The sequence below is a fragment of the Saccharopolyspora sp. CA-218241 genome (assembly GCF_050954615.1).
GTDB classification, from domain to species: domain Bacteria; phylum Actinomycetota; class Actinomycetes; order Mycobacteriales; family Pseudonocardiaceae; genus Saccharopolyspora; species Saccharopolyspora cebuensis.
This window is the reverse complement of sequence record NZ_CP191860.1, coordinates 2,156,586-2,182,205: the sequence shown is the minus strand read 5'-3', so window position 1 is coordinate 2,182,205 and position 25,620 is coordinate 2,156,586. Positions and strand designations below refer to the sequence as shown.

Below are 25,620 nucleotides of genomic sequence, written 5' to 3'. Positions count from 1 at the left end.
GGGAGGGGCCGGGACACTGCTTCCCGGCCCCTCCCGCGATCGTCAGCCCCGGGAAGCGCCGGTGTAGGAGTTGCCCGCGTACCACTGCCCGCGCCCGGTCGGCAGCAGGTCGAGCGCCTGCCAGACCGGGGACAGCAGGTCGATGCCGCGCTCGCGCTCCACGGTGGTGAACGCGGCTTGCCCGGTGTAGAAGTGCCGCACACCGCGCCCCTCCCGGAGCAGCACGCTCACCCCCGGTTGCTGGTGGCCATCCGCTTCCTCGACGCCGAGTTCGATGTTGAAATCCGTTCCGTAGCTGGACACCAGCCGCAGTCCCTCCCACCCCCGCGCCCGGCCCCACGCCCGCAATTCCGCCGAAGGCGCCTTCGCGACCACGGCGAACGCCGTGTGCTGCGCCAGGTGGTGCGCCACGCCATGGAACCCGTCCACCCACATCGAGCACATGGGGCACCCCTGGCCGGCTCCCGGTGCGAACATCAGGTGGTAGATCAGCAGGGTGTCGTGCTCGCCGAAGAGGTCGAGCAGCCCGACCTCGGCCTCCGGCTCGTCACGAGCGAGATCACCAGGGCCTTCCACGAACACGTGGTCACCCAGTAGGCCGCCGGGTGGCAACGATCGGCGGGCCGCGGCGACCCGCTCCACCGCGTCGACGAGTTCGCGCTCGGCGGCCCGCAACGCGCGCCGGGCCTCTACGTACTCCGGATCGGCCGACCGCGGCCACAACCTCAGCTCGGTCCCTTCAGCCACGTTGCCTCCACTCAACTCGATACCGCAGGATGTGCGCGCACCATCGTGGTGGTCCGAAAGGAGGCTTGGCAATCACTCGCTATGGTTTTCCTCACCGAAGAGCGGCCGACCGCGACGTGAACCGATCACCCAGCGCGGCCAGGTGCGCGGGAGTGGTCCCGCAACAGCCGCCCACGATCCGCAGCCCGTGCTCGGTCCGCCAGCGGTCCGCCAGCTCGGCGAACCCCTCCGCGTCGAGGGCGGTCGGCAGCGGCCGGTCCACTGGTGTCCGGGGCGGGACGCCCGTGCGGTCTTCCAGGTTCGGGCTCGCCCCGATCGGTCCCGAGCACGCCGCCGAAAGCGCCGCCAGGCAGCGTTCCATCGCGGCCGGAGCGGTGCAGTTGACCAGGACAGCCTCCGCACCCGCGTCCTCGACGGCCCGTGCGGCGGCCCCCAAGTCCTCCCCGGACAGCAGCCGCCCATCCGCCCGGCAAGCAAAGCCGACCCAGGCACGTGCACCGGCTTCCTGCGCCGCTTCGAGCGCGATCCGGGCCTCCCGCACCGTGTTCATGGTCTCGATCAGGACGAGATCGACCCCGGCCCGGACCAGTTCCGTGGTCAACCACCGGTGCTCGTCGCGCATGTCGTCGTCCGGCGGGGCCAGGTCGGGCCGATAGCAGTCCTCGACGGGCGCCACCGACCCCGCGACCAGCGGCGCCGCAGCCGACTCCGCGCGCGCCGCCAGCGCGACGCCGACGGCGGCGTGCACCATCCAGCCGAGCCCCGCGGCGTCGAGCCCGGCCCGGCGCAACGTCCGCAGGTTGCACCGGAAGGTGTTGGCGGTGATCACCTCAGCTCCGGCGGCGATGAAACTCCGGTGCACGTCGCGCAGCAGCGCACGCTTCTCCCCGGTGAGCAGGACCCGGCTGGTCCACCAGGGCTCGCGCAGCGAAACCCCTGCGCGGTGCAGCTCGGTGGCGGTCCCGCCGTCGAGCAGGATCGGTGCGCCTTCGGACATCGGTTCAACCATGCGTGCTCCACTCCCCGGCATCAGCGCTGCGCGAGACCGCCTCGCGCAGGACGTCCAGCCCGGCCGGTCCGACGCCCAGGGCCCTGCGGTGGAACTCCACCGGGTCGAACTCGGCACCCGCAGTCCGCGCGCACTCGGCTCTGATCTCCCACCAGAGCCGCTCGCCGAGCTTGTAGGACGGCGCTTGGCCCGGCCATCCCAGGTATCGGTCGACCTCGTCGTGAACGTACTGCTCGGCGATCCCGGTCCGGGTGCGCAAGAACTCAGCCGCCAACCCGGGAGTCCAGCGTTGCCCGTCGAGCCCCGCATCGGGGGGGATGGCGAGCCGGAGGTGCAGTCCGAGGTCGAGCACGACGCGCGCGGCCCGCAGGCACTGCCCGCCGAGCATGCCCAGCCGGTACCCGTCGTCGTCCAGAAAACCGAGTTCGTGCATCAACCGCTCGGCGTAGGAAGCCCAGCCTTCGTGGTGCCCGGAGATCTCGCAGAGGTGCCGTTGGAAGGCGTTCCACCGGGACGAGTCCACAGCCAGCGCACCCGCCTGGAGGTGGTGGCCCGGAACGCCCTCGTGGTGCACCGTCGTGCGCTTGCGCCACAGCGACACCGAGCCCTCCTCGGGTACCGACCACCACAGGCACCCGGGACGTGCGGGAGTCGGTGGTGTGTACCTGGCGCCGGGCGGTGTTCCGGGCGGGGCCAGGGCGCAGTCCAGCACCAGCAGCTCGTCCGGGATGTCGAACTGCGTCCCGCACAGCCGCTGCGCCACCTCGGACGACGTCCGTCGCGTCCACTCCAGCAGCGCCGCACGGCTCGGCACCCGGTAACGGGGATCCGCGTCCAGCGCCCTCGCGGTCGCGCGGAGGTTCGCGCCCAGCCCGAGGTGGTCGACCAGCTCAGCGGCCTCCTGCTCCAGTCGGCGGAATTCCGCCCAGGCCCAGGCGTAGGCCTCGTGCGGGTCGAGTTCGGCACCGAGGAACCACCTGGACCACAACCGGTGGACGTCGAGCCCCACGGCATCCCGCCCGGTGGCCCGGGGCAGCAGCTCCTTCCGGAGGAAGTCCGCGAACCCGGCGAACGCCGAAGCGGCGGCGTGGGCGCCCGCGCGCAACGCGGATGCCAAGCCCGGTCCGCACTCCGCCTCCGCCACTCTCCGGCCGAACCACGACCCGGGCCCGGTCAGCAGGGCCTCGCACTCCCTCGCGAGGCCGAGCACCCGTCGAGGAGGCACGGAGTTCCCCGCCTCCACCAGGCACGCCCGCACGCCGGCCAGCGCACCGGGAACCGCCCGCATGCGGGCGGCGACGGCCGCCCACTCGTGCTCGGTACCGGTCGGCATCATCCCGAACACCCGGATGATCCGCTGCACCGGGCCGTCCACCAGCGCACATCGGTCGAGGCCGGCCTCGTGCAGCCGCAGCTGCACGTCCAGCCGCTCGAGGAAGACGACGCGGGCCAATCGTTCCTCCGGCCCGGACGGCACGGCTCGCTCCACCGCTCGTCTCGCACGCCGACGCAGCAGGGCGAGCTCGCGGAAACCCTCCGGGGAGAAGTCCGGGAGGAGCGAGTCGAAGCCGGGCAGACCTGCTTCGGTCGCCGCGATCGGGTCCAGCGCGGGGTGGTCCACCAGCGCGTACCTGTCGCAGAGGGCGTGCACCTCGGCACTCATCGTCGTACTCGCATCACGCGGTCTCCACCCAGCCGAACGAACCCGTGCGGGCCGCGCAGCTCTCGCACGCGAAGGCCAGCAGCGGCAGCACCGGCAACTCCCGGCGGACGAAGGAATCGACCTCGCGCCAGAGGACGGCCGCGCGCTCGCGGTCGGGTGCTCCCAACGCCCGCTCCATCAACGCGTCGAGCTCCGGAGCCCGGTAACCGCCGAAGTTGCCCGTCCCGCCGCTGCCGAGCAGCGGCCGCAGCACCGCGCGCCCATTGTTGCCGAACCAGTCGGGGGTCCAGCCCACCAGAGCGAAGTCCCATGCCTCCGGGACGGCGAGGACTCCGCCGTAGAAATCTCCCGGTGCGACGACGTCGACGTCGAGGACGATCCCGCACGCCGCCAGGTCGGACGCCACCAGGTCCACGACCTCGCGCTGAAACGCGATGTCGCGCACCGCCGCGCGCAGCACCAGCTCCCGCCGATGACCGGCCGCCGCCAGCAGCTCCGCCGCGCCGGGCGCGTCGGCGAACTCCCACGTCGGCAGGTCCGGATCGTGCCCGAGGTTGCCCGGCGGGATCACCGAGTGCACCGGTGCCGCAACTACTCCGTTCAGCCGCCGGACGACGGCACTGATCTTACGCTTGTCCACGGCGTGCGCGATGGCCCGCCGAACCCGCACGTCGGCGACCGGCCCGCCCGCGGCGATGTTGAACGCGAAGTACGGGTTGAGGGTGGTGCCGGGAAAGTCGTGGGGGAACTCGGCGGCCGTCGGACGTCCCGGCACCACGCCGAGCGGCCACGCGGGGGTGTTCGCACGACCACCGGCAGCATCGATCTCGATTCGCTCGTGCTCGCGGACGCGAACCGGGTCGGTCTCTTGCCGCCACGCCGTGTTCTGGACCAGCACGGTCCGGCGAGCATCGCGGTGCTCGACCTGGTACGGCCCGTTCACCAAGGTGCCGGGCTCAGCGGGCGCACCCGGCGGCCGACCCGCGTTCTCACGCGGCACCGCGACGGCGTAGCCGAGCGAGAGCAGATCGAGCAGGTCGTTGGCCGGCCTCCGCAGGAGCAGCACGAGGGTCCGGTCGTCGGTAGCACGCACACCCGCGATCCGGCCCCCGGAGCCCCCCGCCCAGAATCGCTCGCAGAACTCCCCCAGCCCGGCGATCACGTCGGTGAACATCGCGAGGACATCGCTGCCCGGGCCGAGGTGCGCAAGCCGTTCGAAACCGCGCACGAAGTCGTCGGCCACGACCGCGCGGGGAGGCCGACTGTTCCAGCTCACATCACCGCGCAACCGGATGGTGTACCGGGTGCCGGTGCCGTCGACGCCTCCGCCAGCCTCAGTGGGGACGGCGCACGCGACGTCCGGGACAGGCTCGAAGCTGCCGTCATCCAGCACGGCGTGCACGAAGAGCTGCCTGGAAAGCAGCCTCCGGACCTGGCCGGGCCGCAGGTGGTACCGGCTGGCCGGGTCGAGGTGGTCGGGATCCCCCGGCCCGAGGACGCGAACGGTGGTCATCGGTGCCGCGGTCGGCGGCGCGTCGGTCACGTCGAACACACCTCCGTCGTGGACGGACTGCTTGAGTTCGATATACCCGGTCGGCAGCAGAACAGCACCCCGGAATCACCCTTGGTCAAGCTAACAGACCCACCAGCCCAAAAGACACTCTCCACGTTAAATTGAATTTATGATAGCTTTCTGGCTGCAGCCACAGCCCCACGGGAGGCAGCTTTGAGCACGAGCCCAGCGGGTGCGATCGAACCATCGGCCGCCGTGGCGGCGGCCCGCGAGCGAGCCGAGTCGGTGGCGGCCGAGCAAGCCGCGGTGATCCCGGAACAGCGGTTCAACCACCTCCCCTCCGGTCCCCTGGAGGATCCGGCGAACTGGCGTTCGGTCCGGGATCTCTTCAGCCTGCGCGACGACCTGCTTCACCTCAACGCCGGGACCATGGGATCCGCACCGAGTCCGGTGCTCGCGGAACTGGGCGAAGCGGACCGCGCGTACGCGGCACATCCGGCCGACCCGTACCCACCGACGACCCTGGCCCGAACCCGAGGCGTGCTCGCCCGCAGCTACGGCTGCGATTTCGACGAGATCGCGGTGGTCCAGGGCGCGGCCGACGGCAACGCCCGCATCCTCAACGGAATCGACCTCGAACCAGGTGACGAGGTCATCACCACCACGCACGAGTGCTACACGATGCACGCCCCGCTCAACGTGCTGCACAACCGCCGCGACGTGGTCGTCACCAAGTTGACGCCGCCGCTGGGACCGCACCAGTCCGCGGACGAGATCGTCGCGATGTTCGAGGCGGCGATCACCAGCCGCACGAAGGTCTTGGAGTGGGCGGGGGTGACTTTCACCGTCGGGACCACCTTCCCCACCCGCGCGCTGGCCGAGCTGGCACATCGCCACGGCCTCATCTCCATCGTGGACGGAGCGCACCTGCCGGGACAGTTCGAGCTCGACCTGCACGGTACCGGGGTGGACTTTCTCAGCGGTTCCGGTGCGAAGTACCAGTGCGGGCCGATGGGAACCGGCATCGTCTACGCTCGCAACAAGGTGCTGCCCGAGTACAACCCGCTGCCGCTGCCGGAATTCTGGCCGGTGATCTCGCTGTGGTACCCCATCGAGGGAAAGCTCCCCCGCGCGCGACGGGCCGCGAGCACACCTACGACGTGGCAACGCTGCTGCAGAAGACCGGCTCCGCCGACCTTTCGCGCGGCCCCGCGCTGCAAACGGCCTGCGAGATCTGGGATCGGATCGGCCGCGGGCACATCGAGCGCTACGTCCTGGGCCTGAGCAGACACCTCAAGCAACGCATCGTGGACCACTGGGGCGAGGAATCACTCTACAGCCCCTGGCACGACGAGCGGCTGCACTCGGGCATCGTCGCGTTCCAGCCCTTCGACGACGAGCGCCTCGCCGCCGATCCCGCGACCTACGTCCGGTTCGAGGAGCGCATGGAGGCCGAGTACGGGATCAACATCCGGTTCACGTTCTTCCCCGTCGCGGGGTCTTCCCGGGAGCACTACGCGGTCCGGATCGCGCCTCACCTCTACAACGACCACGACGACATCGATCGCGTCGCCGACGCGTTGATCGACCTCACCGCTCGGATGCGGTGACCGCGGTGGGCGGCCACCGGCCGCCATCCGGGCGACGACCACCGGCTCGTCTGGAGGTCCGATGATGACCGACACCTCAACGGCGCCCGTCTCCCCCCGCGGAACGCCTCGGCCGGCGGACGGCTCGCCCGCTCCCTCGTGGCCCTGGACACGCCGACGAGCCCAGCCGGTTCCGTCGGGCCATGGCTCGACGAGCACCGCCTGCGCTCGACGATGCGAGTGCGGACGGTGCCTCTCGCGGAACTCACCGACTGGTCCGCCGACCCGGTCAGCGGGGACATCACCCACCGGAGCGGGCGGTTCTTCCGGATCGAAGGCTTGGACGTGCACATGCCGACGGCACCGATCGCGCGCTGGCAACAGCCCGTGATCAACCAACCGGAGGTCGGCGTGCTGGGTTTCCTGCTCCGGGAGTTCGACGGCGTGCTGCACTGCTTGGTCCAGGCCAAGGCCGAGCCCGGCAACCCCGACCTCGTCCAGATCTCCCCAACCGTGCAGGCCACCCGCAGCAACTACACGCGGGTGCACAACGGCCGGCACGTGCCCTACCTGGAGCACTTCCAGGACCGCCGCGACCACCGGGTGCACGCCGACGTTCGCCAGTCCGAGCAGGGTTCGCGGTTCCTGCGCAAGCGCAACCGCAACATGGTCGTCGAAACCACCTCCGAGATCCCGGTGCTCGACGGTTTCCGGTGGCTGACGCTGGGCCAGGTGTACCGGCTCACCGCCACCGACAACGTGCTGAACATGGACGCGCGCTCGGTCCTGGCCTGCCTGCCGATCGAGGTGCCGGAACTCCCCGCCCGCACCGACGACGTGTTCCAGCGTGCCCTGCACCACTCCTACGAGCCCGGCATCGCGGGCGGCGTCGACGAAGTCTTGCACTGGCTCACCGAAGTCCGCACCACCACCGAGGTGTGGACCGAGCGGGTTGCGGTGCGAGCGCTGCGCGACTGGACCAGCTCGCCACGCCGGATCTCGCACCGCACCGGTGGCTTCTTCGAGGTCGTCGGCATGCGCGTGAGCGCCGCCTGCAGGGAGGTCGAGGAGTGGGCACAACCGGTGGTCCGCCCGCGGGGTGTCGGAGTGGTCGCCTTCCTCGTGGCCCGCATCGGCGGCGTGCTGCACGCGCTGGTGCAGGCGGTCGCCGAGCCGGGTTACGTCGACGTCGCCGAACTCGGCCCGACCGTGCAGTGCACCCCCGGCACTTACGACGAGTTGTCCGCGGCCGTCCGGCCACCGCTGCTGGAAACCGTGCTCCGCGCCGACCCGGGTCAAGTCCGGTTCGATTCGATCCTGTCCGAAGAGGGCGGTCGCTTCTACCACGCGCGCAACCGCTACCTCGTGGTCGAGGTGAACCCCGGCTCGATCCCCGACCTGCCGAGCCATCGCTGGATGACGGTTCGCCAGCTCACCGACCTGGTCCGGCACAGCCACTACCTCAACGTCGAGGCCCGCAGCCTGGTGACCTGCCTGCACGGACTGGCCGCGGGGACCTGACCGGCATCCATTCGGCGCAACTCCCACCGGGTCATATCACTACACTTTCCACCATGTACCGCTGCCAGTTGTGCGCCGGTGAGCTGACCGTCTTCCTCGACCTGGGTCGGCAACCCCTCTCGGATCGCTTCATCGCCCCCGGCGATCCGGAGTTCACCTTCGACATGCGCGTCGGGACCTGCACCGCCTGCACCATGGTGCAACTCACCGAGGACCCGGGGTGTGACCGCATGTTCCACCACGACTACCCGTACCGCTCGGCGCAGTCCGTGGCGATGCGCGAGCACTTCGAGCGCACGGCGCATCGGTTGGCGAGCCGGTACCTGAACAACCCGGGCGCATCGGTCGTCGAGATCGGGTGCAACGATGGGACCACGCTCCAGGCGTTCGACGCCCTCGGGATCAAGCACCTCGGCGTCGAGCCCGGCGGCCGCGTCGCCAAGGAGGCCGCTGCTCGCGGGCTCCGCGTCCTACCCGAGTTCTTCGACGAGGCCGTCGGTGCGCGCATCCGGGCCGCGGAGGGCCCTGCCGATCTCATCTTCGGCGCCAACACGATCAGTCACATCGCGGATCTGCCGTCGGTGCTGCGCGGGGTGGACCGGCTGCTCGCGTCCGACGGCGTCTTCATCTTCGAAGATCCGTACCTCCTCGACGTCGTGGAGCGGACCTCGTTCGACCAGATCATCGACGAGCACTTCTACCTCTTCTCCGCCTGCTCGGTGTCCGAGATCGCCCGGCGGCACGGGTTCGAACTGATCGACCTGGAACGACTTCCGGTGCACGGCGGGCAGATCCGGTGCACCCTCGCCCGAGCAGGCACCCGCGACCGCGCCGCGTCGGTCGGGGCCACGATCACCGAGGAGCAGGCACGGGGACTCGCAACACCAGCGACGCTCACCGCGTTCGCCCACCGGGTCGCCCGCACCCGCGACGACCTCGTCGCGCTGCTCACACGGTTGCGCGACGAGGGCAAGCACGTAGTCGGCTACGGCGCGACCGCGAAGAGCGCGACGCTGACGAACTACTGCGGTATCGGACCGGATCTCCTCTCCCGGATCCATGATTCCACGCCGACGAAGCACGGACTGCTCGCACCCGGCTCGCACATCCCGGTGCGCCCGGCCGAGGAGTTCACCTCGCCGTACCCCGACTACGCCCTGCTGCTGGCGTGGAACCACGCCGAGGAGATCATGCAGAAGGAGCGTGCCTTCCACGATGCCGGAGGCCGATGGATCCTCCACGTACCGGAAGTCCACCTGGTGTGAAGATCAGCCCGGTTCCGGCCGACGCATCCCGACGAACAGACCGCGCCCGTTGGGCCCACCCGGCAGGTGTTCGACCGCACATCCCGCGCGCTCGAACGCGGCTTCATACTCCTCTTGAGTGAACAAGGTGACGAGCTCGGTCTCCGTGAAATCGGTGATCCCGCCCGCATCGGCGACCGTGTACCGCACCGTCATGCGGGTAGCGGCGCCCTCGCGCGCGGAGTGCGTCACCCGGGAGATCACCCGCGCACCGTCCTCGGCCACGTGCCCGGCGACGTGGCCGTCGAGGAACCGTTCCGGGAACCACCACGGTTCCACCACCAGGACGCCACCAGGCACCAGGTGCCGGGCCATGCAGCCCAGCGCCAACGCCAGCTCGTCCGGTGTGGCGGTGTAGGCGATGGCGAAGCACAGGCAGCAGATCGCATCGAAGCTCCGGTCGAGCCGGAAGCACCGCAGATCGCCGACGTGGACCGGTGTGCCGGGCACCCGTCGACGCGCACGCACCCGCATCGGCTCGGACAACTCCAGCCCCGCGACCTCGTCGAACAGCGCGCGGAAGGACTCCAGGTGGACGCCGGACCCGCAGGCCACGTCCAGCAACGACCGGGCCTGCGGGTGCCGGTCCCGGACCAGCTCGGCCACGAGCCGCGCTTCACCCTCCCAGTCCTTTCCCCGGCTGCGCATGACCGCTTCGTAGACGTCGGCATGCCGTCGGCTGTACTCCATCCGCCCTCCGCTCAGCACGTCAGCACATCGAGATCTTCACTATATTGTTTTAAACTCATGATGAGCCACCCCGGATGAGGAGCGCAGGACGATGCGGGCGCTGTTTCTGTCGACCCCCCATGCCAAAGACGTCTTCCCGATGGTGCCGCTGGCCTGGGCCCTGCGCGCTTCGGGGCACGAGGTCGCCATCGCGACCTCCGGTCCCGCGCTCGACCACGGGTCGGGTTTGCCGACGATCGACTTCGGTCCGGCGGACCCGAAATCCGCGGAGGTCATCCCGCTCGCCGACGAGCACCGCCGGATGGTCTGGACCCGGCTGGACACCGTGGAGGAGGGCTGGACGGTACTCGCGCAGGTCGCCAGCACCTTCGCCGACCCGATGATCGACGTTGCACGGCAGTGGCGACCGGACCTGGTAGTGCACTCCCAGCTCCAGGGCGGCGGCGCGCTCGCGGGCGCGGCCCTGGGTGTGCCCGCCGTCGAGCACGGCTTCGGCCTGCTGCGCAGCAACGGGTTCTACGAAGCGCTGCCGGATCTGCTGCCGGGCACGATGGACCGGCTCGGCCTCGACTCCGCCCCGGTGCCCCGCGCGGTGGTCGACATCGCGCCACCCTCTATGGTCCGCACCCAGGACCGGGCGTGGCCGACTCGGTTCGTTCCGTACAACGGTCCCGGAGCCTTGCCCGGATGGCTGCACGAGGAAGGTCCGCCCAGGATCGCGCTGACCATCGGCTCCATGGGACTGATCGGTGGACCGGACCGGGATGCGGACCCCTTCGTCGAACGCTTCCTGGACCGGATCGCCTCCGCGGCCGGGAAGGTCACCGCCGAGCTGCTGCTGATCGGCATCGACCCGCGCCACCCCGGGGTGGCGCGGCTGCCCGGCAACGTCCGGGTGCTCACCGGGTGGATACCACTGCGCGAGCTGCTCGGACACTGCTCGGCGATCGTGCACCAGGGAGGAGCGGGAACGATGCTCAACGCCCTGGAAGCGGGCCTGCCCCAGTTCACCGTTCCCGCCGTCGCACCCAACTACATCCATTCGGTGGCGATGCAGGAGCGCGGTGTCGGCTGGTGGTCCGAGCTGGACGAACTCGACGCCGCGGTGTTCGAGCGACTCGTCGAGGACACCGGGTTGGCCACGGCGGCGGCGGAGGTCCGGGCGGAAATCGCGGCGATGCCCGCACCCGCCGACGCGGTACCCGCAATGCGGCGACTGGTCGGCTGACCATCCCCATCCGGTGGCGACCGCTCCACATCCTTGCACTTATATTCCACCTTCGGCATATTGGGTGCATGTCGGTCTTCGGCGTGCTCGCGCAGCCAGTTCGACGGCGGATCCTGGATCTGCTGCTGGAACGACCGCACCTCGCCGGTGAAATCGGGGACAGGCTCGGATTGCCGCAGCCCGCGGTCTCCAAGCACCTGCGGGTGCTGCGCGAAGCCGACCTCGTCCACGTCCGCGCGGACGCCCAGCGTCGGTGGTACGAGCTCGCCCCGGAGGTGCTCAGCGAGGTCGACACGTGGTTGGCCCCGTACCGCCTGCTGTGGTCGGACCGGCTCAACGCGCTCGAACGGCACCTCGACGACGATGACGACCCTCACTCGGAAACCCGCACAGGAGGTTGAATACCCGTGAACGCCACGCACGGCACCACCGACGGCCGCCAAGTCCTCCGCCTGGAGAAGCGACTGCCGCACGCACCCGAGAAGGTCTGGCGCTCGATCACCGAGCCGGACCAGCTCAGCCGCTGGTACCCGTTGACGGTGACCGATGTAGACCTCCAGATCGGCGGCGAGATCAAGTTCGACGACGGCGAGGGCACCACCTATTCGGGCACCATCACCGAACTCGAGCCGCACCGCGTGTTCGCCTTCAACGAGGAGGACGACCTCCTGCACCTCGAACTGCGCTCGGACGACCGCGGGACCGTGCTGGTGCTCACGCACACCTTCGACGGCCGGATGATGGTCCCCGCCACCGCCGCGGGTTGGCACGATTGCCTCGACACGGTCGAGGCGGTCGTCGAAGGACGTCGTGCGGACGACACCGACCGCACCGTGGAGCTGCACGAGCATTACGTCCACGAGTTCGGGTTCGACCGGGGCTCGCTCGAGACCTCCGGCACCGGATGGGAGCTGCGTTTCGATCGACCGCTGATGAAGCAGCCGGTCGACGTCGTGTGGGCCGCGTTGACCGCCGATGGGCCGCCGCAGCCGGGGGGCGCCGTTCCCGCGGCGTTCACCACCCCGCAGGTACCCGCGAGCTCGGTCGTCTCGGTGGAACCGCCTCGACGCCTGGAGTACGACTGGACGGTCGACGGGAGCAGCGTGGGACGAGTCGGCTGGGAACTGGCCGACGGCGCCGGCGGTGCCCGGATCGTGCTCACCCAGACAGGCCCTGCGGAGCTGTCCGATCGCGGCGATGCCGCGTTGCCAGTCTGGCGGCAGCACATCGAATCGGTCGTCGGGCGGCTGCGCTCCTCGGCGGAGTGAGCAGCACGCGGTGCTGCTCGGCCGCCCTCCGGGAACGGGCCGTACGGCCAGAGCAGCACCGCGGCCGAGCCGCCGGTTCATCCGCGGGCGATGCCCACCGCGAGCAGCACCTCACCGGTCAAGCGCACCGGTCCCGCCGGGAACTCGGCCCGCAGTGTCTCGACGCCGTCCACCCGCATCCGCTCGCGCTGTTCCGGCGACATCGCACGCAGCATCCGGATCAGCGGTCCCATGGTCCGTTCGAACATCGTCCAGCAGGCTTCCGCATTGTCGATCTCGATGAGCGTCGTCTCGAAGGACTCGACCTCGACATCCGCGAAACCCGACTCGACGAAGAGGTCGCGCAACTGGTCCGGATCGGACAGCGCTACCGGCCCTGGCCGCTGCGCTGGGGAATCCTCCCGGGGCGGGGCGTGACGTGCGATCACCCCGGAGCTCAACGCGAACGCCATGCACCGGGCTGGCGAACCGAGCGTGGTTGCGACCATGCGCCCCCGGGAACCAGGCATCCACGCACCGCCGAGAGGGCCCCGCGCTGGTCCGGCATGTACTGCAGGCCGACGCGGCACACCGCTGCGTCGAACCGCTCCCCACCGAGGTCCAGCGCACCTTCTTCCCGGATGACGCGGAACTCGACCTGGGAAGCAGCGCGCTCAGCCGCCCACCGCTTGGCTCCGGCGATCATCTGCTCGGACAGGTCCAGCCCCAAGACGCGTCCTCCGGAACCGACCACCTCGGCGATCTCGGCGGAGGGGTTCCCGATCCCGCACGCGAGATCGAGCACCGCGTCACCGGAACGCAGAGCGGCCCGCTCCAGGATCCGCCAGGTCATCGCACCGGATGGCGCGGAGAGGTGGTCGCGGTGCTCCAGCCACCCCGGGGCGGAGAGCCCCCACTCCAGGCGCTGCTCGTCGCGAAGCGCTTCCAGTTCCATGCCGTCCCCTCCAGATCCTTCGCGTTGCGCCGAGATCCGCGGGCGTCGACCAGGCGATCGACGTCTCACGGTTCCAGGTCGTAGAGCGCGTCGAGTTCGGCACCCAACGCACGGGCATCGACCATCGGGGTGCCATCGAGCGTGCGCACCCAGGTGATCCGGTGCGTCGCAGAGGTCAGGAAAAGTCCGTCGGCACCACGCAAGTCCTCGACGCGCAACGGCGCGGAGACCGCCTCCCAGCCGGCGCGCCGCGCTGCCCGGAACAGCGCCGCCTGCGTCGTGCCCGGCAGGATGCCACCGACCGCGGGCGGCGTGCGCAGCGTCCTGCCGAAGGCGGCGACCACCGTCGAATTCGCCCCTTCGAGCACCGCGCCCCCGGACGTCACGAAGACCGCGTCATCGGCGCCCCGCGCACCGGCATGGCGCAATGCCGCCATGTTCGTCGCGTAGGACAGCGTCTTCGCCGACCTCAGCAGCCACGGCGCGGCGTCGGCCCGATCAGGATCGTCCCCGCGGTCGAGGGTGATCGCGCTGATCCCGTTCCGCCGGTTGTCCCGCCGCCGGGCCGACACCGGAACGCCCCAGGCGAACGCAGTGGGCGCGGACCCTTCCGGATCGGTACCTCTGGTGTGCACCAGCGTTAGCGAGATCTCCCCGCGCTCGAGGCAGGAAGCGGCCGCGAGCTCGGCGCACCGCCGCCACGCCGCTCGATCCGGTCGCGGCAGCTCCAGCAGGTCCGCCGACCGCTCGAACCGGTCGAGGTGGGCGTCGAACTGCCGGATCCTTCCTTCCGACACCAGCAACGTCTCGAAGATTCCGTCCCCCGCAGCAATCCGAGATCACCGGCGCGGACGAGCGGTTCCTCCGGGTCAGCGAGTCGCCCATCGAGCGTCACCAGCACGCACATCGGCACCTCCGCACCGGGGGACGAAGACCGCGGACGCCTAGTTCTTGTTGAGGTAGAGGTAGAGCGTGATCGGCGCGAGGGCCAACACGAGGACCGCGCAGATCAGCAGGGCCCAGAGGAGCTGCCCTGCGTCGAGGGAGCCGTGCATCAGGCCGCGCACGGCGGCCACGGCGTGCGTGACCGGGTTGATCGTGACCACCACCTCGAGCCAGGAAGGCATGGTCTGCGGATCGACGAAGATGTTGCTGCCGAAGGCGAGTGGGAACAGCGCCATCGAGCTCACGTTCATCACGGACTCGGGTTCCCGCATGAGCATCCCGAGCACCGTCCACAGCCACGCCAGGCTGAAGGCGAACAGGATGGCCATCAGCACCCCGAGCACCGCGCCGAGCACACCGCCGGAAGGCCGGAAGCCCAACAGCACGCCCACGACCAAGGCGACCGTCGCAGCCACCGCGTAGCGCACCGCATCGCCGAGCAAGGGGCCGACGAGGGTGGCCGGCCGCCATATCGGCATCGAGCGGAAGCGGTCGAAGATGCCCTTCGCCACATCGGTATTGAGCGCGACGCCGGTGTTCATGCTGATCATCACAACGGCGAGCACGAGGATTCCTGGCAGCACGTACTGGAGATAATCCCCAGTCGAGCCGGCGATCGCACCACCGAACAGGAAAGTGAAGATCAACGTGATCATGATCGGGAACGCGACCGCGTCGAAGAGTTGCTGCGGGTTGTGCTTGATCTTCAGCAACGCGCGCCAGCCCAGGACCAGCGCGGCCGCCGTCGGCCCAGGTGGCGATGGTGGCGGACCGGACGACAACGCCGCCCGCAACGAAGACCCCTCACCAGGATCGGCGGACCGCAGCCCGGCGTTCGTGGCCACGTTCTCCTCGGTCACTCCGCAACCTCCTTGGGATCCTCGGTGCGCTCGCCGTCGCGCGCTTCGGCGGGATGACCGGTCAAGGCCAGGAAAACCTCGTCCAGACTGGGCTGCCCCAGGGAGAACTGGCTGACCTCGACGCCGGATCGAGCGAGCTCGCCCAGCGCCCGGGCCACCGGCTCGGCGGCCGAGACCCCGGCCGACAGCGCGACCGGGTCGCTGCCGAGGTGTACCGCCGACCCGAGCTGCCGCTCCAGCAACTGGGCCGCCTCCGAGCGTTGCGCGGCTTCCCGCAGCCGGACGTACAGCGCTCCCGTCCCGACGGACGCCTTGAGCTCGCCCGGGGTTCCCTCCGCGATCACCTTGCCGCGGTCGATCACCGCGATGCGGTCGGCGAGCTGGTCGGCCTCGTCGAGGTACTGCGTCGTCAGCAGGACCGTCGTGCCCTCCGCGACCAGAGCTCGCACGATGTCCCAGACCTGCCCCCGGCTGCGCGGGTCCAGGCCGGTGGTCGGCTCGTCGAGGAAGATCAGGTCCGGAGTGACCACGATGCTGGCGGCGATGTCCAGCCTGCGCCGCATCCCGCCGGAGTAGCTCCGGACCACCCGGCCGCCGGCCTCGGACAGGCCGAAGGCGTCCAGCAGTTCACCGGCCCGCGCCGCAGCACGGGCGCCGCGGTAGCCGCGCAACCGAGCCAGCAGCAGCAGGTTCTCCCGGCCGGTCAGCTCCTCGTCCACCGAGGCGTACTGGCCTGCGAGACTCACCCGCCGCCGCACCGCGTCGGCCTCCCGGGCGACGTCGTGCCCGAGCACCGTCGCGGTTCCGCCGTCAGGTCTCAGCAGCGTCGCCAGCATGCGGATCGTCGTCGTCTTCCCGGCGCCGTTGGGTCCCAGGACGCCGTAGACCGAACCGCGGCGCACCGCGAGGTCCACACCGTCCACAGCGCGCATCTCGCCGAACACCTTGCTCAGCGACGCCGTCTCGATCGCGAGCTCTTCGCGCGATTCCAACTTCGTTACTCCCGGATGTCACTCGGTCAAGGATCGGGTGGCACCGGTCGTCCACCGGCGCGGGACCAGCGTTGCAGCGGAGTGCTTCAGCGACAGTCTTGATAAACATATAGTACCAAACCGTGTTCGATCCACCACTCTCCGGACGCGACACGCTGACGGGAAGCCTCGTCGACGGCCTGACCTCGATATCTCGATCTTGATTTTCTATTGCACAAGATATAGCTTTATCCGCGCCGACCCCTCTCTGCGCACCGTTGACCCGACGAGCCCGAAGGGCCTCACCATGCGCGTGCTGTTCGTCTCCACTCCGGGGCGGAGCCACTTCTTCCCGCTGGTCTCGATCGCGTGGGCACTACGCGCGACGGGTGCCGAAGTGCTTGTCGCCACCGCCTTCGCCGACCTCACCGCCCAGGACGTGACCGCCAGCGGCCTGCCCATGGTGGACGTGGCTCCCGACTACGACCCGGAGACCGTGGTGGGAGCGACCCTGGACGAGCACCCCGAATTCGCCCGCACCGCCTGGGCCGAGCCGATGGGCCCCGACCTGACACCCTGGGCGCCGATGTTCGCCGGCGTCAACGCCGCACTCCTTCGGGAGACCCTCGCCTTGGCGCGCGAGTGGCGGCCGGACGTCATCGTCTACGAGCAGGCCGCCACCGCGGGGCTGCTGGCAGCGGCCGACCTCGACGTCCCGGCGGTCCAGCGCAACCCGGAACCGCATCGGTCGGGCTCGATGCACCCGGCGACCGCCGAGCTGCTCGCCGCCCGCTTCGGACGGGACCGGATCCCGTCCCCGAGCGCGCCTGCGGCGACCATCGAGTCCTTCCCGCCGAGCATGCTCGCCGGTGCCCCGAGGGGTGGTGCATGCGGGACACCGCGCCGAGCGCGGGCGGCGTGCTCTCGGAACATCCGGCCGGCGCGCCGGAACGGCCCAGGGTGGCGATCACCGCGGCGGGATGCCGGACGTTCGGGTTCGACTGGGTCGAGGCCCTGCTGCCCGCGGCCGCCTCGATCCCCGCCGATTTCCTGCTGGCGGTGCAGGACGACGGTGCACTCGGCGAGTTGCCGCCCAACGTTCGACGCACCGGGTGGCTGCCCACCGACGTGCTCTACGCCGGTTGTGCGGGCGTGGTGCACGACGGTGATGCCGGTGCGGTGAGCGCCGCGGTCGTCGCGGGCACCTCCCAGATGGTGGTCCCGCACCCCGGGGACCAGAGCAGTCCCCGCATCGCCGACGCCGTCCGCGAGCGCGGGATCGGCCTGTCCGCGCCCCCGGGCGAAGTCTCGTCGGAGGCACTGGGGCAACTGGTCGCCGACGACGCCCTCCGGGCGGGGGCGGCCGCGGTCCGGCGCGAGCTGGCCGCGCTCCCCTCTCCTGCCGACATGGCGGCACGGATCGTCGGGCTCGCCGGCTGATCCACCGGTCAGCCGGCCGCATCGGTCAGCGGTCGACGCTTCCAGCGGAAGAAGGGCACTTCGACGAAGCGGTGAGCGAGCTCGGCGACGACCGCGATGACGACCAGCGCACCGACCGCCGCGATGATGCCGACCGCGCTCCACGGTGCCTCGGACCCACCGGACCACACGTCCACGAACAGCCAGACGATCGGCGTGTGCAGCAGGTAGACGCTGTAGGAGAGGACACCAGCGCGGACCAGGAGGCGGTTGGCGAGCACTCGCTGGAAGCGCCCGCCCCGCACTGCATGGAACGCTGCGGCGGCGAACAGAGCCGCGACGACCGAGTACTGCCAGACCCACCCGCCCCGGTCGGCGAGGAGGACCGGTAGGGCCAGGTCCGGCGGAAGTCTTCCGGTGAGCCACGCGGCATGTACGACCGTCCCTGCCAGCACGATCCCGCTCATCGCCAGGACCAGCGGCGCATACCGCGCCCACCGAGCCCGCAGCTCGGGGAAAGCGGTGCAGGCACCCCAGGCGAAGGCATCGAGGTAGGTCACGGGCGAGGAGAAGACCGCGAGGAGCAGGAACTCGCTCCGCACCCCCGCCCCCGAGCTCGCCCCGGCGAGCGCCACCCGGGCTAGCGGTCCGAGGCAGATCAGCCCCAGGACGAGCCGCTGAAACTGCCGCCGGGGCAGCAACGCCGCCACCGCCCACAGCAGGTAGATCTGCGACTCGGCCCCGATCGACCACATCGGGTCGTAGACGTCGAAGGTGTTGGGCGTGAAGCCGGGGTCCAGCGGTCGCAGGTTGAAGGTCCAGGTCCACAGCGCCAGCAGGTCGTCCTGGATGCGCGGGTCGCCGCTGATCAGCGCCGCGGCCGTGACCAGGCCGCAACAGAGCAGGTACAGAGGCGCGAGCCGCAGCGCGCGGTTGCGGGCGAAGTCGCGGAGCCGGACGAGCGGCCGGAGCTCCCGGCGGGCCATCAGGGTCCTCGTGATCAGGTGCCCGCTGATGACGAAGAACAGGCTGACGCCGAGCCACCCGAACTCCAGCACCTGGAGGTGGAACAGGACGACCAGCAGGACCGCCGCACCCCGCAGGCCGTCCAGTCCAGGGTCGCGGGCCTCGCCTGCCATGTCGTCCCCGGCCAAGGCCCTCAAGCCCGAATGCCGACGAACAGACCTCGCTGCGACATGAAACCCTCGAGGTGCTCCACTGCGCAGCCCGCCCGGGCGAACGCAGAAATGTACTCGGTCCGGGTGAACAGGGTGATCCACTGGATGGCGGCAAAGGACCGGGTGCCGGTCGGGTCCGCGACCGCGTAGTGCGCCTCGTGCCGCACCACGTCGCCCACCCGAGTGGAGCGGGACCGGCGACGAACTTCCTGCTCACCTTCGTTCACGGTGGACTCGCTGGTGAAGCCGTCGAGGAACCGATCCGGGAACCACCACGGATCGACCACGAGCACTCCGCCCGGTCGCAGGTGCGCGGCCATCCGCGCGATCGCGGCATCGAGATCGCGCACCGTGGCCAGGTAGCCAACGGAACTGAACAGGCAGCACACAGCGTCGAAGCGCCGTCCCAGTTCGAAGTCGCGCATGTCGGCACGGTGCACCGGGACCCCCGGAAGCTTCGACCGCGCGATCGCCAGCATGTCCGGTGACACCTCGACCCCCTCGACCCGGGCGAAAGAACCGCGCAGCGCGCGGAGGTGCTCGCCCGTCCCGCACGCCACGTCCAGGAGCGCGTTCGCGTCCCGGGCTCGCGCGGTGACGACCTCGGCGACCGCCTCGGCCTCAGCCGCGAAGTCCTTGCCCCGATTTCGGTAGAACAGGTCGTAGACCGCGCTGACCTCGGGACCGAACGGGTCCACCGGCAGGTCGTTCTCGTCCGCTGCCCCCAACACTGTTCTCCCTCCGCCGGGTGACGTCAGGCCGGACGAGGGAGCCCGGCGGTGCGCGTGAACACCCGGTCCCGCAGCGAGCCCGTGATCAGGTCGAGATCGGCATCGCTGAGCGCTTGGTGCAGTGGCAGGTTCAACGTTGCCTCCGCCGCCCTCTCCGCCTTCGGCAGCCGGGCGTCGGACCGGTAGATCGCCACCCGGTGCAGCAGCGGGTACCGGAAGGTCGTGTAGATCCCGCGCTGGTAGAGGTCGGCGGCCACGGCATCGCGGATCCGCTCGTCCATCTGCACCCAGTACAGATAGTACGAGTGGCGGTGGTCCTGGGGCAGCTCCGGAGGCAGGACGATACCCGCCACGTCGGCCAGCACGTCGTCGTAGTGCGCCACGATCTCCCGGCGGCGGTCCAGAAAGCCGCCCAATCTGCGCAGCTGCACTGAACCGATGGCCGCGAACACGTCGTTCATGGTGGCCCGCCGGGAGAACGACGAAACCTCGAACTCCCACCACCGGCTGTCGGTGCGCTGGGCCTGCGAGTATCCGCTGACCTGCTCCATTCCGAAGTAGGCTCGCTTCGCCGCCCGCGCGACGTGCTCCGGGTCCCGGGCGTAGAACATCCCGCCGTCCACGGTGACGGCGATTTTGCCGTGGTCGAAACTCCACGCACCGAAGTCGCCGAATACCCCGCAGGCCGTGCCGTCCGCGCGGGAGGCCACCGAGCAGGCGGCGTCCTCGACCAGGAAGATGCCGCGGTCGCGGCAGAGCCGTGCGATCTCGGCGATGTCTCCGGGGTAACCCCCGTAGTGCATCACGATCACGGCCCGGGTCTTCGGGGTGAGTGCGGCCTCGACATCCTCGACCGTGGGATTCAACGTCCTCGGGTCCACGTCGCAGAACACCAGCCGGGCACCGTGCGCGGCGGCGGCGTTGGCGATCCCGACGAAGCTCACCGTCGGCAGCACGACATCGCAGTCGCCGTCCACTCCCGCCATCTCGAGCCCGAGGTAGGCGGCCTCGGTGCACGAATTCATCGTGGTGACGTGCTCGGCGCCCACGCCCAGGTGCTCGGCGAACTCCTGCTCGAACCGCTGGACCCGCGTTCCCTTGCCCACCCAGGAGGTCTCGAATACCTCCCGCACCGCGGCGAGTTCCTCATCCCCCAGTGACGGCTGGAACATGTTGATCACGGGATGACCTCCTGGACCGGGACGAGGGGCGATTCGAAGAGGACACTAGTTAATCTTTTCTATAGTAACACTAAGTTCGCTGAGCGCACCAGAATCCTGCTACTCCCCTCCGCACCACGCGCTCTGCACACCAACGCAGAACGCGGCCCGTTCCGTCGATGACAGGTGGTTTGCACAACGGTTAGCATCCCGTACGACGAGTCACGAGGAGACACCGAGAGGACCGCCCAAGTATGCGCGTGCTGATCAGCTCCACCGACGGAATCAGCAAGTTGTTCCCGCTCGTTCCGCTGGCCTGGGCCTTCCGCGCCGCCGGTCACGAAGTCCTGGTGACCTTCGCCGAACAGCTCGACCAGGCCAGGACCACCGGCCTCCAGGTCGTGGATGTCGCGCCCGGTTTCGACGGGATGGCCATCCTCGGCAAGGCCATCGAGGACGAACCGGAACTCGCCGCGATCTGGGCGGATCCGCTCGGTGACGACCCGGGAGCCCTCTCGGTGGCCAACGCCCTGCTTAACCGCCCGTTCCTGGACCGCACGCTCGACCTCGCCGAACGGTGGCGGCCCGACCTGGTGGTCTACGAACAGACCGCCACGTACGGCTTGATTACCGCGGCACACCTCGGTGTCCCCGCCGTGCAGCGCAACCTCGGTCTCATCCGCACCGGTGAGCTGCACCAGGCGACCTGCTCGCGGATGCCGGACGTGCACGCCCGGATCCGGACCGCCGAGCTGCCCTCGCCGGCGCGGATCTTCGAGTACGTCCCCCCGAGCATGCTGCCGTTCCCGACGCCGGAGGGTGACTTCCTCCGGGAGTTGCCCTTCACCGGCGGAACCGCGCTGGAGGACCCGTCACCCGCACCCCCCGACCGCGCCCGCATCGCGATCACCATGGGCAGCACCAAGCCAGGTACCGACGGCTTGGGGCCGATGGCGGCGACGATCGAGGCGGCGTCCCAGGTGGACGCCGAGTTCATCCTCGCGCTGGGCGCCGCGGCCGATGGGCCGCTGCCCGCCCTGCCCGCCAACGTCCGGGTGATCGGGTGGACGCCCCTCGACGTGCTGTTGCGCGGGTGCACGGCGATCATCCACCACGGCGGGAGCATGACGGCGATGGCGGCGATCGACGCCGGGATCCCGCAACTGCTGGCCTTGCCCCCTCAGTCGATGGGCAACAAGACGGTGGGCCCCGGGGTGCGGCACCGCGGGGTCGGCATGATCGCACTGGAGGACGAGGTCGACGTCGGCACCGTGGAACGACTGCTCTCCGATGAGCAGATGCGCCTGGCGACCGGCGAGGTGCGTACCGAGATGCACGGACTGCCGACGCCCGCCGAGGTCGTGCCGGGACTCGTCGAACTCGCGTCCTGACGCACCGGGAGGTGTTCCCACCGCGCTGGGCGGCACGGCATCGGCGGTCGCGTCGCCGAGGTGGTCGACGACTCCTGACGTGCGACGCCGGAGGGAGGCGGCCGTCGCCCGGACCGGTCAGCCGGTGTCCGGGACGAGCGACCCCGACACCGGCGTCGCCGCCCCACCCGGCAACCACCGGGCCCCCTCCCCGTGGTGCGATCTGCCGCCGAAATCGAGGCTGACCAGCGACGTCGCGTACATCCGGAAGGGCCGCCGCGACTCGTCGTCCCGCACCGCGCGCCATGCGCGGTAGCCCGACCAGGTCGGGGTCGCGCCGGGCGCGTGCTCCTGCAGTTCGGCCAGGTAGCGCTGCGCGTCCGGGGCTTTCGGGTCGAGGCTCAGGGGGATGAGCTGCCCGGCCGGGATGCGCAGCAGCGGATCGGCGAACAGCCACGGTGCGAGGTAGGCCCCCTCCGCCCGCAGCGCTCCGGTGGCGACTCCGGACAGCACCTCCTCGGCTTCCGACCAACCCCCGACGATGAGCAGCGGCACCCGCTCGGCCCCGGGATAAAGCACGTCGATCCCGTGCCGGGTGCTCGCGGCCCGGACCACCGCGTCCGCGGCCACCGACCGGGGCGCGGAACCTCCCGCCACGGCGAGCGCCCGAATACCGCGCGCGGCGAGGAACGAGACCACGGCATCGAGCGCTGCCCGGTCGGCCCCTCCCAGACGTGCGTCGGGACACTCCACCAATGGCCTGGTGGCGCCACCGACGAGGGAACCGAGCGCAACGCTCGCGCACTCCGCACCGCCCGATTCCGCCACCGCGAGCCCCGGTCCCGACCGTCCCGCGTCGAAGGGCAACAAACCCACCTGGTCCGCAGCGTGCACCTGCAGGCTCCCGGCGCCTTCCGGGAGCCTGACGAGCGCCCAACCCCCGTCCGCGCCCGGCTTGCTCCGCAGCGGTACCGGAGGCTTCGCGCCGACGGACACCGCGAGTCCGGGCTCCGGCGAATGCACCAGGTTGATCCCCGGCCGGTGCGGCACCACGAGCATCTCGACCCGCCGCTCGCCGACCGCAACCCGCGCGGACAGCGCGAACCCGGGAGGTGGCGGCTCACCGGCGATCCCCGCACCCGGGGTGAGGCCGGCCAGCAAGGCGAGGGAGAGCACGGCGGCTTGGGCCTGCGTGGTCCGGCGCAGAGCCGTGGACCGGGTCCGGCTGACCGCCGACCAGCCGAGGGCCGCGATGCCGAGCAGCGTTCCGGCTTGCCACCACATCGTGCGCTGCCCCGGCGCGACGGGAGCGAGCAGGCTGCTCACCAGCAGGAACAGAGCTACCGCCGCGCACACCAGCGCCACCCACGCCGCGGACCGACCGAGGCGCCGGGCGTCCGGTAGGGCGGCAGTCACGAGCGCGATCAGCGCCAGCCCCACCCCAAGCGCACCGACCGCCGGCGGTGGCATCGCGGACGGGAGCCGCGCATTGGTCCCGAGGAGCACCAGCAGGCATGCCGTCCCGGTCACGCCGGCCACCGCGGCCGGCAACGCGCTCCACCTGCCCGAGGTCCCGGTGAACGGGCGCAGCAGCGTGGCCCCGACCACCACGACCACTGCCAGGACCACCGCGCATTCGACGAAAACGCGCCACGGTTCCAGCGGGGAGGCCCCACCGTGGTCGTGCGTTGCGGCGGCCAACGCCGCCGGGGACCAGTCGTGGACCCCGGCAGCGGAGAGCAACCTCAACGGAGGTCCTTCTCAGGCACCGCGAACAGCACTCCGTGCGGCTGCGCCGAGCCGAAGTCTCCGTGCGGCCACCGCTCACGGTCGAAGTCCACGCACGGCGTCCCCTCCACCTCGTCGCGGAAATCCTCGTCGAGGTCCAGTCCGCGCCAAGGCGAGAAGTCGGTCATGCACACCTTGTGGTCGCCGTCGATGCCGGTCTGCGCGACGAAGTAGTTCGAGGTGGCGATCCGCCGGACCTGCGAGGTCTCGACGTAGCGACCGTCCAGGCCGAGCCGGAAGTTGTCCATCGCACCCCAGTGCGGACCGACGCCGACCCGGCCCTTCTCGCCTCCGACGCCGCCCTTGATCTGCTGCACGTCGACCAGTGCGGGGCAGTCCCACTCGGCGCCGCCATCGGTGACCTCCTCGATCTCGTCGATGCGGCACTGCGTCCGGTCCCCGGCCGCCATGAGCTTGCGGATGTCGAGTACGAACACCATCCCGCTGTTCTGCTCCGGGGTCAGCCGCGGATCCGATCCCATCACCGCGTGGAAGAGATAGCGGTCGTCCGGGCTGGTCTGCAACCAGCTCCCGCCACTGAGCTGGCCGGTCAGCGTTCCGGTCGGGTCGATCTGCCGGTAGGCGGTGCTGTTGTCGAACACCTGCCGCCACTCCGGTTCCGCGACAGTGATGTCCGGGGTGTAGTAGGTGGCACCGCCACCCATCGTGCTGGCGAAAGCACCGCGGTTCCACGGCAGGTTGGTCACGGTGGTCTCCATCACCATGCGACTCTCCTCGAAGGGCGGCTCGTCCACGCGCGGCCCGTCCGGGAGGTATGACACCGACGTGAGCGCGGGGTCGTTGCGATCGGTGATGTCGAAGATCCGGACCGTGGGGCGCAGCAGCTTCGGATCGAGCTGGACCGTGTCCGGGTCCAGGTAGTTGCGCACTTCGGCGAAGTCGCTGACGATCAGGCGATTCAGGTCTTCGCGAGCCTGGATGCCGTGCGGGTTGGCGCAGGCCGGCTGGGGCAGCGGCGGGACGTTGCCGCACGCCGCCGGGTCGTCCCCGCCCTTCGGGAGCGCGGGGATCTCGGCCAGCGTTTCACCGTTCTCGCCGATCCGCACGACCTCACCGGGGGAGCCACCGAAGCCGTTGCCGTACCGGACCTCACCGTTGGTGTAGGTGCACGGTCCCGCGACGTCCGGACCGCCCATGTAGGACGCGTAGGCGGTGCCGTCCCGCAAGGTCCAGAAGGCGTCCGGCACCGAACCGCAGGGGGTGTCCTGGCCGAGGTTGACACCGGAGATCCGGACCTCCGGCAACGCGGTCACGTCCAGCACGAACACCGTGTCGCTGAACATCGCCCCGGCGAAGACCTTGTCGCCCTTGTGCCACAGGTACTGCATGTGGTGCGGCTCGCTGCCGACCTGCGGGCTGAGCACCGCGGTGTTGACCACGTCCCCGTAGGTGGGGGAACCGGCGGTGGCGTCGATGACGGCGAGGAAGTCCGGGTCGGTCCCGGTGGCGTTTTCGGCGTCCCCGGCCCAGGTCAGGAGGTACTCGCGGGGATGTTTCGACTCGGGAAGCGGCACGAGGTGGTTGGTCGCGCGGTATTCCTCGCCGTCCGAACCGATGACGCTCGAACTCCGGGTCAGGACGTCGGCTCGTGCATCGCGCCCGACGTGGGTCAACAGAGCGGCCACCAGAACTAGCAGCAGCGCGGCGATGATCGCCCTGGTGGGCAGTCGGCGTATCGAGTTCAATGCGGACACGGGACTCTCCCCCGAAA

At 70.3% G+C, this 25,620-nt stretch carries 24 protein-coding genes and 1 pseudogene; 10 read left to right on the top strand and 15 right to left on the bottom strand.

What is annotated here, in order from left to right; all coding sequences use genetic code 11:
- Positions 1 to 42: 42 nt before the first annotated feature.
- From ACQP0T_RS10680 to ACQP0T_RS10665, 4 genes are all read right to left on the bottom strand, one after another.
- Complete coding sequence (locus ACQP0T_RS10680) at positions 43 to 747, bottom strand: DUF899 family protein (protein WP_433872597.1); 705 nt, start codon at positions 745 to 747, stop codon at positions 43 to 45.
- Positions 748 to 838: 91 nt separating this feature from the next.
- Entirely contained in the window at positions 839 to 1,744 is a 906-nt protein-coding gene (locus tag ACQP0T_RS10675; protein WP_433872596.1) for a homocysteine S-methyltransferase family protein, read from the bottom strand.
- Positions 1,745 to 1,748: 4 nt separating this feature from the next.
- Positions 1,749 to 3,419 (bottom strand): DUF885 domain-containing protein, encoded by a 1,671-nt coding sequence (locus tag ACQP0T_RS10670; RefSeq protein WP_433872594.1) that lies wholly within the window; start codon positions 3,417 to 3,419, stop codon positions 1,749 to 1,751.
- Positions 3,420 to 3,432: 13 nt separating this feature from the next.
- Positions 3,433 to 4,962, bottom strand: coding sequence for an ABC transporter substrate-binding protein (locus tag ACQP0T_RS10665; protein WP_433872592.1), 1,530 nt, complete (start codon positions 4,960 to 4,962; stop codon positions 3,433 to 3,435).
- A 183-nt stretch (positions 4,963 to 5,145) separates the two neighbouring features.
- Between ACQP0T_RS10665 and ACQP0T_RS10660 the strand changes: the two genes are divergently transcribed.
- The 4 genes from ACQP0T_RS10660 (at position 5,146) to ACQP0T_RS10645 (ending at position 9,307) form a co-directional block, all read left to right on the top strand.
- Positions 5,146 to 6,216 carry an aminotransferase class V-fold PLP-dependent enzyme gene (locus ACQP0T_RS10660; RefSeq protein ID WP_433872590.1) on the top strand — a complete coding sequence of 357 codons (1,071 nt, stop codon included), beginning with the start codon at positions 5,146 to 5,148 and terminating at the stop codon, positions 6,214 to 6,216.
- Between the two features lie 23 nt (positions 6,217 to 6,239).
- Positions 6,240 to 6,542 carry a hypothetical protein gene (locus ACQP0T_RS10655; RefSeq protein WP_433872588.1) on the top strand — a complete coding sequence of 101 codons (303 nt, stop codon included), beginning with the start codon at positions 6,240 to 6,242 and terminating at the stop codon, positions 6,540 to 6,542.
- A 138-nt stretch (positions 6,543 to 6,680) separates the two neighbouring features.
- A complete protein-coding gene (locus ACQP0T_RS10650; protein WP_433872586.1) occupies positions 6,681 to 8,042 on the top strand; it encodes an NDP-hexose 2,3-dehydratase family protein in 1,362 nt (453 codons plus the stop codon).
- A gap of 53 nt (positions 8,043 to 8,095) precedes the next feature.
- On the top strand, positions 8,096 to 9,307 hold the full coding sequence (locus ACQP0T_RS10645) for a methyltransferase domain-containing protein (protein ID WP_433872584.1): 1,212 nt from the start codon (positions 8,096 to 8,098) through the stop codon (positions 9,305 to 9,307).
- Between the two features lie 3 nt (positions 9,308 to 9,310).
- Here ACQP0T_RS10645 and ACQP0T_RS10640 read toward each other — a convergent pair whose 3' ends face one another.
- Positions 9,311 to 10,036: a class I SAM-dependent DNA methyltransferase gene (locus tag ACQP0T_RS10640; RefSeq protein WP_433872582.1), complete on the bottom strand. Its 726-nt coding sequence runs from the start codon at positions 10,034 to 10,036 to the stop codon at positions 9,311 to 9,313.
- Positions 10,037 to 10,127: 91 nt separating this feature from the next.
- Between ACQP0T_RS10640 and ACQP0T_RS10635 the strand changes: the two genes are divergently transcribed.
- The 3 genes from ACQP0T_RS10635 to ACQP0T_RS10625 all read left to right on the top strand — a co-directional run bounded on the left by ACQP0T_RS10635 (position 10,128) and on the right by ACQP0T_RS10625 (position 12,532).
- On the top strand, positions 10,128 to 11,264 hold the full coding sequence (locus ACQP0T_RS10635; RefSeq protein ID WP_433872580.1) for a nucleotide disphospho-sugar-binding domain-containing protein: 1,137 nt from the start codon (positions 10,128 to 10,130) through the stop codon (positions 11,262 to 11,264).
- A gap of 68 nt (positions 11,265 to 11,332) precedes the next feature.
- Complete coding sequence (locus ACQP0T_RS10630) at positions 11,333 to 11,665, top strand: ArsR/SmtB family transcription factor (protein ID WP_433872578.1); 333 nt, start codon at positions 11,333 to 11,335, stop codon at positions 11,663 to 11,665.
- Between the two features lie 6 nt (positions 11,666 to 11,671).
- On the top strand, positions 11,672 to 12,532 hold the full coding sequence (locus ACQP0T_RS10625) for an SRPBCC family protein (protein ID WP_433872576.1): 861 nt from the start codon (positions 11,672 to 11,674) through the stop codon (positions 12,530 to 12,532).
- Positions 12,533 to 12,609: 77 nt separating this feature from the next.
- Here ACQP0T_RS10625 and ACQP0T_RS10620 read toward each other — a convergent pair whose 3' ends face one another.
- The 5 genes from ACQP0T_RS10620 to ACQP0T_RS10600 all read right to left on the bottom strand — a co-directional run bounded on the left by ACQP0T_RS10620 (position 12,610) and on the right by ACQP0T_RS10600 (position 16,263).
- On the bottom strand, positions 12,610 to 12,879 hold the full coding sequence (locus ACQP0T_RS10620; protein ID WP_433872574.1) for a hypothetical protein: 270 nt from the start codon (positions 12,877 to 12,879) through the stop codon (positions 12,610 to 12,612).
- Positions 12,880 to 12,968: 89 nt separating this feature from the next.
- Positions 12,969 to 13,466 (bottom strand): methyltransferase domain-containing protein, encoded by a 498-nt coding sequence (locus tag ACQP0T_RS10615; RefSeq protein ID WP_433872572.1) that lies wholly within the window; start codon positions 13,464 to 13,466, stop codon positions 12,969 to 12,971.
- Positions 13,467 to 13,531: 65 nt separating this feature from the next.
- On the bottom strand, positions 13,532 to 14,263 hold the full coding sequence (locus tag ACQP0T_RS10610) for an aminotransferase class IV (RefSeq protein WP_433873669.1): 732 nt from the start codon (positions 14,261 to 14,263) through the stop codon (positions 13,532 to 13,534).
- Between the two features lie 147 nt (positions 14,264 to 14,410).
- Positions 14,411 to 15,271, bottom strand: a complete 861-nt coding sequence (locus ACQP0T_RS10605; protein WP_433872570.1) for an ABC transporter permease — start codon at positions 15,269 to 15,271, stop codon at positions 14,411 to 14,413.
- Positions 15,268 to 16,263: an ATP-binding cassette domain-containing protein gene (locus tag ACQP0T_RS10600; RefSeq protein WP_433872568.1), complete on the bottom strand. Its 996-nt coding sequence runs from the start codon at positions 16,261 to 16,263 to the stop codon at positions 15,268 to 15,270. The genes ACQP0T_RS10605 and ACQP0T_RS10600 overlap by 4 nt, the downstream gene beginning before the upstream one ends.
- 286 nt (positions 16,264 to 16,549) lie before the next feature.
- Between ACQP0T_RS10600 and ACQP0T_RS10595 the strand changes: the two are divergent.
- Together ACQP0T_RS10595 and ACQP0T_RS10590 are read left to right on the top strand one after the other, a co-directional pair.
- Positions 16,550 to 16,960 (top strand): annotated as a pseudogene (locus tag ACQP0T_RS10595) (hypothetical protein); the annotation flags it as partial.
- 170 nt (positions 16,961 to 17,130) lie between these two features.
- Entirely contained in the window at positions 17,131 to 17,682 is a 552-nt protein-coding gene (locus ACQP0T_RS10590; RefSeq protein WP_433872567.1) for a glycosyltransferase, read from the top strand.
- An 8-nt stretch (positions 17,683 to 17,690) separates the two neighbouring features.
- Here ACQP0T_RS10590 and ACQP0T_RS10585 read toward each other — a convergent pair whose 3' ends face one another.
- The 3 genes from ACQP0T_RS10585 to ACQP0T_RS10575 are packed head-to-tail and all read right to left on the bottom strand — an operon-like array spanning position 17,691 to position 20,742.
- Positions 17,691 to 18,800, bottom strand: coding sequence for an acyltransferase family protein (locus ACQP0T_RS10585; protein ID WP_433872565.1), 1,110 nt, complete (start codon positions 18,798 to 18,800; stop codon positions 17,691 to 17,693).
- 20 nt (positions 18,801 to 18,820) lie between these two features.
- A complete protein-coding gene (locus ACQP0T_RS10580) occupies positions 18,821 to 19,537 on the bottom strand; it encodes a class I SAM-dependent methyltransferase (RefSeq protein WP_433873667.1) in 717 nt (238 codons plus the stop codon).
- 56 nt (positions 19,538 to 19,593) lie between these two features.
- Entirely contained in the window at positions 19,594 to 20,742 is a 1,149-nt protein-coding gene (locus tag ACQP0T_RS10575) for a DegT/DnrJ/EryC1/StrS family aminotransferase (RefSeq protein ID WP_433873665.1), read from the bottom strand.
- Positions 20,743 to 20,984: 242 nt separating this feature from the next.
- Between ACQP0T_RS10575 and ACQP0T_RS10570 the strand changes: the two genes are divergently transcribed.
- A complete protein-coding gene (locus ACQP0T_RS10570; RefSeq protein WP_433872564.1) occupies positions 20,985 to 22,121 on the top strand; it encodes a nucleotide disphospho-sugar-binding domain-containing protein in 1,137 nt (378 codons plus the stop codon).
- A 117-nt stretch (positions 22,122 to 22,238) separates the two neighbouring features.
- On the opposite strand, the gene ACQP0T_RS10565 is transcribed toward ACQP0T_RS10570, so the two are convergent.
- Together ACQP0T_RS10565 and ACQP0T_RS10560 are read right to left on the bottom strand one after the other, a co-directional pair.
- Positions 22,239 to 23,849, bottom strand: a complete 1,611-nt coding sequence (locus ACQP0T_RS10565; RefSeq protein ID WP_433872563.1) for a DUF6239 family natural product biosynthesis protein — start codon at positions 23,847 to 23,849, stop codon at positions 22,239 to 22,241.
- Positions 23,846 to 25,603 (bottom strand): hypothetical protein, encoded by a 1,758-nt coding sequence (locus tag ACQP0T_RS10560; protein ID WP_433872562.1) that lies wholly within the window; start codon positions 25,601 to 25,603, stop codon positions 23,846 to 23,848. Before ACQP0T_RS10560 ends, ACQP0T_RS10565 begins: the two co-directional genes overlap by 4 nt.
- Positions 25,604 to 25,620: the final 17 nt, after the last annotated feature.

Coding starts and splice junctions, on each gene's coding strand:
- ACQP0T_RS10675 (WP_433872596.1), bottom strand. CDS start 1,744: ATGTCCGAAGGCGCACCGATCCTGCTCGACGGCGGGACCGCCACCGAG.
- ACQP0T_RS10670 (WP_433872594.1), bottom strand. CDS start 3,419: ATGAGTGCCGAGGTGCACGCCCTCTGCGACAGGTACGCGCTGGTGGAC.
- ACQP0T_RS10645 (WP_433872584.1), top strand. CDS start 8,096: ATGTACCGCTGCCAGTTGTGCGCCGGTGAGCTGACCGTCTTCCTCGAC.
- ACQP0T_RS10640 (WP_433872582.1), bottom strand. CDS start 10,036: ATGGAGTACAGCCGACGGCATGCCGACGTCTACGAAGCGGTCATGCGC.
- ACQP0T_RS10635 (WP_433872580.1), top strand. CDS start 10,128: ATGCGGGCGCTGTTTCTGTCGACCCCCCATGCCAAAGACGTCTTCCCG.
- ACQP0T_RS10630 (WP_433872578.1), top strand. CDS start 11,333: ATGTCGGTCTTCGGCGTGCTCGCGCAGCCAGTTCGACGGCGGATCCTG.
- ACQP0T_RS10615 (WP_433872572.1), bottom strand. CDS start 13,466: ATGGAACTGGAAGCGCTTCGCGACGAGCAGCGCCTGGAGTGGGGGCTC.
- ACQP0T_RS10590 (WP_433872567.1), top strand. CDS start 17,131: ATGCGGGACACCGCGCCGAGCGCGGGCGGCGTGCTCTCGGAACATCCG.
- ACQP0T_RS10585 (WP_433872565.1), bottom strand. CDS start 18,800: ATGGCAGGCGAGGCCCGCGACCCTGGACTGGACGGCCTGCGGGGTGCG.
- ACQP0T_RS10575 (WP_433873665.1), bottom strand. CDS start 20,742: ATGTTCCAGCCGTCACTGGGGGATGAGGAACTCGCCGCGGTGCGGGAG.
- ACQP0T_RS10570 (WP_433872564.1), top strand. CDS start 20,985: ATGCGCGTGCTGATCAGCTCCACCGACGGAATCAGCAAGTTGTTCCCG.